Source organism: Paraeggerthella hongkongensis (assembly GCF_003726035.1).
In the GTDB taxonomy this organism is placed as follows: Bacteria; Actinomycetota; Coriobacteriia; order Coriobacteriales; family Eggerthellaceae; genus Paraeggerthella; species Paraeggerthella hongkongensis.
This window is the reverse complement of the sequence record NZ_QICD01000045.1, coordinates 1-7190: the sequence shown is the minus strand read 5'-3', so window position 1 is coordinate 7190 and position 7190 is coordinate 1. Positions and strand designations below refer to the sequence as shown.

The 7190-nt window shown below is 53.9% G+C and carries 8 protein-coding genes and 1 tRNA gene; 5 read left to right on the top strand and 4 right to left on the bottom strand.

The features are described 5' to 3' along the window. Positions 1 to 247 precede the first annotated feature (247 nt). On the top strand, positions 248 to 583 hold the full coding sequence (locus tag DMP08_RS12185) for a Veg family protein (RefSeq protein ID WP_123193145.1): 336 nt from the start codon (positions 248 to 250) through the stop codon (positions 581 to 583). A 78-nt stretch (positions 584 to 661) separates the two neighbouring features. Here DMP08_RS12185 and DMP08_RS12180 read toward each other — a convergent pair whose 3' ends face one another. From DMP08_RS12180 to DMP08_RS12170, 3 genes are all read right to left on the bottom strand, one after another. Then, positions 662 to 1645, bottom strand: a complete 984-nt coding sequence (locus DMP08_RS12180; RefSeq protein WP_123193144.1) for an FAD:protein FMN transferase — start codon at positions 1643 to 1645, stop codon at positions 662 to 664. Positions 1646 to 1784: 139 nt separating this feature from the next. Then, the gene (locus DMP08_RS12175; RefSeq protein WP_123193143.1) at positions 1785 to 1973 is read right to left on the bottom strand and encodes a phenylalanyl-tRNA synthetase subunit alpha; all 189 of its coding nucleotides are present in this window, start codon (positions 1971 to 1973) and stop codon (positions 1785 to 1787) included. A gap of 34 nt (positions 1974 to 2007) precedes the next feature. Beyond that, positions 2008 to 2940, bottom strand: coding sequence for a LysR family transcriptional regulator (locus DMP08_RS12170; RefSeq protein ID WP_123193142.1), 933 nt, complete (start codon positions 2938 to 2940; stop codon positions 2008 to 2010). 290 nt (positions 2941 to 3230) lie between these two features. Here DMP08_RS12170 and DMP08_RS12165 point away from each other — a divergent pair, with 290 nt between their 5' ends. The 4 genes from DMP08_RS12165 (at position 3231) to DMP08_RS12150 (ending at position 5655) form a co-directional block, all read left to right on the top strand. Further along, the gene (locus DMP08_RS12165) at positions 3231 to 4478 is read left to right on the top strand and encodes a radical SAM/SPASM domain-containing protein (RefSeq protein ID WP_123193141.1); all 1248 of its coding nucleotides are present in this window, start codon (positions 3231 to 3233) and stop codon (positions 4476 to 4478) included. Between the two features lie 198 nt (positions 4479 to 4676). Next, positions 4677 to 5192, top strand: a complete 516-nt coding sequence (locus tag DMP08_RS12160; protein WP_123193140.1) for a DUF2975 domain-containing protein — start codon at positions 4677 to 4679, stop codon at positions 5190 to 5192. An 8-nt stretch (positions 5193 to 5200) separates the two neighbouring features. Further along, entirely contained in the window at positions 5201 to 5464 is a 264-nt protein-coding gene (locus DMP08_RS12155) for a helix-turn-helix domain-containing protein (RefSeq protein WP_123193139.1), read from the top strand. A 115-nt stretch (positions 5465 to 5579) separates the two neighbouring features. Beyond that, positions 5580 to 5655: transfer RNA gene (locus tag DMP08_RS12150), tRNA-Ala, on the top strand. 96 nt (positions 5656 to 5751) lie between these two features. Here the strand turns inward: DMP08_RS12150 and DMP08_RS12145 are convergent. Continuing rightward, the gene (locus tag DMP08_RS12145; RefSeq protein WP_123193138.1) at positions 5752 to 6999 is read right to left on the bottom strand and encodes an STAS-like domain-containing protein; all 1248 of its coding nucleotides are present in this window, start codon (positions 6997 to 6999) and stop codon (positions 5752 to 5754) included. Between the last annotated feature and the right edge of the window lie 191 nt (positions 7000 to 7190).

The window sequence follows — 7190 nt, the reverse complement described above, 5'->3', positions numbered from 1 at the left end:
TTGTCCTTTCCTTTTCGGCAGGCCCCTTCGGCCCACCCTTAGGCAAGGATTCTCAAACTTAGCTGCACGCGTACGGCTAAGTTCAAGAGAAAAAGCAAAGTGTTCGGTTCAGCCTGCAAATCAACTTATAAGGGGTTGAAAACATGCGAATTAAGGGGGATTCGTGCAGATTTCCCCCTGTATTGACTGTAATGGTATAATTTTAATTTGTTATCTCTGTATATAGCATAAGCGAGAAAGAGTAAGCATGGATTTAGCGAAACAAGCCAAAATCGTCGACTCCATTCATGATACGTTACATGACTTCGTCGGTCAACGCCTAAAAGTGCGCGCCAACATGGGCCGCTCCAAGATTGTTGAGAGCGAAGGCGTGCTCATGCAGGTGCACCCCCAGCTGTTCATCCTGGAGGTTGATCGCAAGCGCGGGCGCACCGCTCGTCAGTCTTACCAGTACGTTGACGTTCTGACCGGCATGGTTGAGCTTTCCCAGAACGGCGAGCCGCTGTTCGAGCCCTTCGTGCCCGAGGCCGAGGGCACCGTTTCCGAGGTTAGCCCCGCTGAAGGAGAGAAAGTACTTTCCTAGCCTTTTAGCATACTCATAGAGAAGGCGGGCGCCGTGGGAACGGGCCCGCCTTTCGTTTCGAATTGCTTGACGCTTGGTCTACGCTTCGATCACCCTGCCTTCGGCGTTGACGAAGTACGCGGCAAGAATGGCGGGATGCTGCCGAGCGAAGACGCATCCGCGTTCTATGCCCAACGCTAGCAGCGTGGTGGAGTATCCTTCGGCATCGATCGATCGGCGTGCGAGCACGGTTACGCCCGCTGCGTCGGTTTGGGCGGGGTACCCTGTTTCCGGGTCCAGGATATGATGGTACAGCGCGCCATTCCGGGTGAAGCACCGCTCGTACACGCCGCTTGTTACCGCGGAAGCTTCCCCAATCGCGATAGCCCCTACCAGTGCATGCTTGTCGCGCGGGTCTTGCAGCCCGATGCGCCAAGGGCTTCCGTCCGGCTTTCGTCCGTGCGCAACCACGTTTCCGCCTAAATTCACGATGAACGATTCAAGACCGCGCGATGTCAGGAGTTCTGCCAGGCGATCGGCTATCCACCCCTTGGCTATTCCGCCTACATCCACTGCCGCTTGTGGGTCGTCGAGCCGCGCTTCCCAGCCGTCGTCCGTTTGCCTTACGTGCACGCCGCGCCAACTCACATGGGAAAGAGCTTCTTCCAAGGCTATTTGATCAGGTATGACGCCCTTGTGGAAGTTCCAGAGGCGCACTGCAGCCCCCATGGTGATGTCGAACCGTCCCTCGCTGTCCGCGCAGTAGCGCAGAGCCTCGCTCAGGAGTTGGGCGGTTTCGGCTCCGATGGGCGTCGGCACCCCCTCGGCAGCATTGAGGCGCGCTATGTCCGAATGGGGAAGCGTGCGCGACAGCGATCGCTCGAACGAGCGGCAGGCAGCGCGCGCTTCTTCGAATGCGGTACGGCATCGATCGGGATCAGCGTAGGCCTGCAGCGTCACGACGGTGTTGAACGCATAGAACCGATGCGTCATCATTCCGGCGTCGTTGGGGCCGTGCGTTTCGTGCTCGTGCTCGAGCGGTATTGCGTCGCGCTTGGGCGCGCCTGTTTCGAAAGTGTCCATGCGCACAGTATACGGCAAAGCCTTTCACCGGGCCGTTTGTTTCCTGCGGCTAAGGACTCCGGCCTTTTTGCAAGCTGCCGCCCGGCAAAAAGGCGATCGGAGCTTTCCTGCGCGGTTGCGACTGCGACTCGCCTTGGAGCTAGTCTTGCGGTTCGGGGGTGGAAACGTTCTGGCGGGCAATGCTGGATTGTTCGCTGATGGCGCGCACCACTTCGTCTCTCAGCGAGGGCACGTCGTCGGTCGAGTCCGCGGTGTCGAAAAGCGACGCGATGGCTTGCGAGAGCTCGATGATGCGGAGGTTCAGCTCGCGATCTGAAGATGTTCCCATGATCGTTTCCTTCCTTCTTTCGCTCGGCTTGTCGTCAATGGTGCTCGGGCATGGCTTGGGGTTTTCTTCTCAGGCGCGTGACGATGCCAAGCAGGTAGCGCTCTACTTGGAGCATCGCTTTGTTGGCGTTGCCGCTTGCGTGCACGAAGCAAAGCGGGATGGAGATGGCATCCTCGGGTGCAAGGGGCAGCGCAACGGCGTTCGGATAGAGTTCTTGCAGGGTTGGATCGTCGATGACGAACACCGCTCCGTGCTCTTTGTCGAGAAAGCGCCGATGGGCTTCGACAAACGGTTCGAGCATGGTGTAGCTTGGCTCGACGTTCTTCGCGCGAAGGTGATCAGCTATGATGCCTTGGCAGTACCTGATGTCTTCCGGGGCCGCTAAAGGGGTTTTCCGAAGGTCCTCAAGGTGGATCGCGCTTCTTGATGCGAGCGGATGGTTTTGCGACACCATAAGGAACGGCTGAACGGAATGCAGCTTTATGCAGGTGATGTTCGGCTTGGTCGCGCGGCCGAGGATGACGGCGCCGTCGATGAGTCCTTCTTCGACGGCGGACAATCCCGTGCTGCCCGCGTTGAACGACAAAGACAGCTTTATCTGAGGGTACGACGCGTTGAACGCCGAAAAGTCTTGGGCGTGCAGCACGTTCCCTCGGCAGGGCGAGCACGCTACGGATACCGCCGCCCGGCCTTCTTTCGATTTCCCGGCTGCGTAGTCTTTCGCAAGCGATTCTAGATCCGTCAAGCAGCAGAGTACTTCTGATGCGCGTATGCAGAACAGGCGGCCGAACTCGGTGGGCTCGACGGCGCGTCCCGTCTTTTCGCAAAGGTCTACGTGAAGTTCGCGCTCTAGGTCGCCAACGGCTTTGGAGATTGCTTGCGGCGTCACGAAAAGCTTCTTTGCAGCCATGGAGAAACTACCGCATTGCACGGTGGTTACGAAGTATTCCAGCTGACTGATGTTCATGGACGTCGTTCTTTCGAAGAGTTGGCTTCTTTGATTCGTTCGGGTACAAATTTATCATAAAACATTAAACTGCTGTGTAATTTTGCGAGTAAATGGATTGAATAAATCCCCAGATGATAGCCGTAATTTCAATACGTAACCCCCAGATTACATATCGAAGCTAACTATCATATATCAATTGTTTTGCTTGCAACATTTGATTGATCGTTGGTACGTTTTGTTCTCTTGGGGCAAGGGGGTCGCCACCATAATGCTTGACGTAAGCGATTCGAATGCGACGAGGAGCGTGTATGAAGTTCGCCGAGGGTGTTGTTTCGTTCGAGTTTGCGGGAGTGACGCTTGTGGGGTGTCTTTCGACGGGGTACGTGATTGGCTTGGACGAGGCGGGCGCGGGCGTTTGCGCGCGCATGTTCAAAGAAAACGTGCCGGTGGAAGACGTTTCCTCTGTCGATCCTTTGCTGCTTGAGCACTTGGCCAAAGGAGGGTTCTTTCAAGAGGCTGTTGCGTCCGAGTGCGTGCTTTCCGCCTATCTTCACGTTACGCAACGCTGCAATTTGACGTGCGCTGGGTGCTATTCATTGGATGCTCAGCGCAACGCGCTTGACGACGCTCCTCTGGTCGATGTTTTGCGCGGGGTGGACGAGCTGGCTGCCGCCGGCGCATCGAGGTTGGTTGTTTCGGGCGGCGAGCCGTTTTTGCGCGACGATCTTCCCGCTATTGTCGAGCATGCGAAGCGAATGCGCGGCATGGCGTCGGTGACGGTGCTTTCCAATGGAACGTGCATGTCTCGTGCCGCTTTGGAGCGCATGGCGCCTTTTGTCGACTGCGTGTCCGTATCGTTCGATGGATGTTCTGAGAGCTCGCAGGCGTACATTCGTGGAAAGCAGCGTTTTTCCGAGTTGGTCGAAGCGGTGCGCATGGTGCGCGAAGCGGGCATCGCCGCGCATATTATTCCGACGGTTCATGCGCGCAACGTGAACGACCTTGCCGATTACGTGAGGCTGTCCAAGGATTTGGGAGCAACGCTCAACTTCAGCCTGCTTACCTGCGAGCCATCCGACGAGGTTTTGGGAGGTTTGCTGCCGGGAGATGAAGAGCTGCGCATGCTGGGCCGCTCTTTGCTGACGCTCGGCGAGGGCAAGCCGATTCCCGCCATGGACGCGCCGGTGGGCATGAGCCTGTCAGTTCGTCGAAACTGCGGGGCTGGCTACAATACGCTGAGCATTGCCGCCGATGGGACGATATACCCTTGCCACATGCTGCATCGCGGCGAATATGCGATGGGCAATGCGTTTTACGGATCGGTGACCGAGGCGCTCAAGTCAAGCGTGTCGCGGATGTTCCGCATGCTCGATGCGGCGGAGTTCGAGGACTGCGGAGCGTGCCGCTATGTGCGAATCTGCGGGGGTGGCTGCCGGGCCCGCTCGCTGTTCGAATCGGGCGATTTGGAGTCGAAGGATTCCTATTGTCTGATGACCCAGGCATTTTACGATGCCTTGGGCCAGGCTATGTCCGAGTCCATTCAGGGGAGGAGGTGAGCCCATGCTGTTCTATAGCGATGTCGATCCGAAAGCGATCTGCTATCCTATTGGCTTTAACGGTTCTTGCTTTGCAATAGGCATCTAGATCGGTTGGCGGGGAGGATTCTCCCCGCCTTCTTAAGTTGCCGCGATCGCGATGCGCGGTCGGCGCAGAGCTTGCACCGTCGTGATTTGTTTTCGGAAGGGGATGTGGGCATGTTCGGCGGTGAGCCTCTATCGGTGGAAGAGTCTTTGGTCAAGACGGGCAAGGTGTGCAAGACAATCAGCTTGCTCATGAAGGTTGTTTTCGTGTTGCTTTGCACGTGGTGGCTGGCTTCTGCGAGCGTGATGGCTTTCTCGCTGATTGTTCCGGGTTTTTGCGACTACGCGGTCACCCTCCCGTTTTTTCTGGTGTACATTGCCTCTTCGGCGGCGATGGCCACGGTTTGCATGACGCTTATCAAGGTGTTTTCGGACGCATCGAAAGGTCGGTCTCCTTTCACCATGCTTCAGGTTCGCCGTCTGAGGGTTGTGTCGGTGTTCTTCCTGGTATACGCCGTGCTTGAGGTTGTGCTTACCGGTGTTGTTCCGTTCATGGCGGGCGGTGTTGACGAAAGCTTCGTTCCCACGTTGAACCTCTTTCCCTTTGTTGCCTCGGCGGTTGTTTTCGCTTTTTCGTTTGTATTCAAGTACGGCGTACTTCTTCAGGAATTCTCGGACGAAACCATATAGGTGGATACATGCCAGTTGTCCTTACACTTAATAGCGTTATGGCGGACCGGGGCATTTCGCTGAACGATCTGGCGGATAAGGTCGGCATTACTAACGTGAACCTGTCTCGCATCAAGACGGGCAAGGTGAAGGCTATGCGGTTTTCGACGTTGGGGATGTTGTGCGAGGTGTTGCAGTGCCAGCCTGGCGATATCCTTTCGTATATGTCGGATGAGGAGTATCGGGCCGAATTCGGCGTTGATTCCTCCGAGGACGGGTACGCTGAGGCTTGACGGATTCGATCTCGACCCCGTTCGTGTACATTTTGCAGAGTGCCGCAAAATGCCATTTGACAAATGGGGCCGATACGGGCAAAATGTTGCCTCGCGCGATAAGCGCACATACCGTGGGGATGTAGCTCAGCTGGGAGAGCATCACGTTCGCAACGTGGGGGTCGTGGGTTCGAATCCCATCATCTCCACCACGGAAATCAAGAGGCCGGGAATTGCTCCCGGCCTCTTTTGGTGAAATATGTCACTTTGTTCTGATCTCAATCTTTTATCACGCGCTTCCTCGAGGTTTAATCATCTTCTGGAATATGGGCCGAATAGTATATCTGCGCCATCCTTTGTTCAACTGAACGATCGAAAATATCTTGATTGATTTTGCTAAGATTGGTCAATTCGATAAACGTAATACAAAAAACAAAGCCGTAGTCGCGAATTATTTTACCGATAAGTTCATCTGCGAACGACGAACTGGTAAGAGTGACGCCGTGAAAATCTAGTATTACTCTTCGCTTTGTTTCATGGATGATGTTCAACGTTGTGTTTCGAAGCCTTATGGCTGCCTTGCGTGTGCCTGTTCCATATTCAAGGGATGCCACGTCTATTTCGTATAGACCATCGTTTCTCTCAAGACTTTCTAGCCATAGATCAGTTGGACGATGGTTTTGAAATGCGGCTGCAATGTTGACCTCTTGCGAAAAATCTAGTTGAAAGTCAATCGTAGTTGTTCCGTATTTTCTTCCAAGGTAAAGTTGCCCTCTTTCGCTGGTTGAGGGGGTTTTGTCAAAACTGTAGTTAGCACCTCCAGACGATACCTTATACACGCCTCCATTAGCTTGAACTATTTGAGAAAGATTCCACATACCGTTGCCTTGGCCTATTGACTCGTCACGGGTGATTCTTTCTTGTAGCGCTAAGGTAATTGCATCTAAGGCTGTTCGCGGTTTATGCGTTATCGATGTATTGAAAGAATTTTTGATACCAATTCCAGCATCAAAAACGCAAATTGCAAGGCGTCTGTTCTCCTTGTGCACCTGCGCCATAATATATCCGTGCTCTGTATTTGAATGTTGTAAAACATTGTCCATCGTTTCATTCAGGCACCATTCGATGCCGCTTGCCACGCCTTGGGCAAGTTCGTGTTGTTCCCTCATTTCTTTGAGTATCAGATCTACCACGACTTTAACTTCTTCAGATGAACTGAATCTCCATACACGATCAAAGGGCGAAAGAGTGTTGATCTTGTTATCGAGTAGCTTGCTTGCGGGGAGCGGGTTAAAACAGCAGGTGTGCTTTACATAGCACTCGTCTTCGCTTGCGCTCCCATAGTCAATTTCGAAGTCAACATTATGAGAGTCTCGATAGTATTGCAAAAGACCAGCGACCGGTGCGCAGGTGTTAGGGTAGACGGATTTGTCGGTGTTTAAGTGTATGGCGAAATCTTGGTAGCCGGCCTTTATCCCGTTGAATATTTCTCTATTAGCTATCGTCAGATTCGCGGGGGAGGACAAATCGAGATCAACGTGTTTTTCGTAATCCATCTCGCTCCTTTGGTTGCATAGATAATTGCGTTTCTGACTATTTTACATATTTTTAAACTATTTAGTGGTTATTACGCCCGTATCGGTACATCGTTCCAGACCATCGGTACGGCATTCCGCAGCATCGGCACAGTGATTCTGCCTAGCAGTGCACACCCACAAGATATTGATTTCAAGGGCCCGACTGCAAT

Bases quoted from the DNA above. Each gene is read 5' to 3' on its own strand.
- DMP08_RS12160 (WP_123193140.1), top strand. From the start codon at position 4,677: ATGTTCGGCGGTGAGCCTCTATCGGTGGAAGAGTCTTTGGTCAAGACG.
- DMP08_RS12175 (WP_123193143.1), bottom strand. From the start codon at position 1,973: ATGGGAACATCTTCAGATCGCGAGCTGAACCTCCGCATCATCGAGCTC.
- DMP08_RS12155 (WP_123193139.1), top strand. From the start codon at position 5,201: ATGCCAGTTGTCCTTACACTTAATAGCGTTATGGCGGACCGGGGCATT.
- DMP08_RS12165 (WP_123193141.1), top strand. From the start codon at position 3,231: ATGAAGTTCGCCGAGGGTGTTGTTTCGTTCGAGTTTGCGGGAGTGACG.
- DMP08_RS12145 (WP_123193138.1), bottom strand. From the start codon at position 6,999: ATGGATTACGAAAAACACGTTGATCTCGATTTGTCCTCCCCCGCGAAT.
- DMP08_RS12185 (WP_123193145.1), top strand. From the start codon at position 248: ATGGATTTAGCGAAACAAGCCAAAATCGTCGACTCCATTCATGATACG.
- DMP08_RS12180 (WP_123193144.1), bottom strand. From the start codon at position 1,645: ATGGACACTTTCGAAACAGGCGCGCCCAAGCGCGACGCAATACCGCTC.
- DMP08_RS12170 (WP_123193142.1), bottom strand. From the start codon at position 2,940: ATGAACATCAGTCAGCTGGAATACTTCGTAACCACCGTGCAATGCGGT.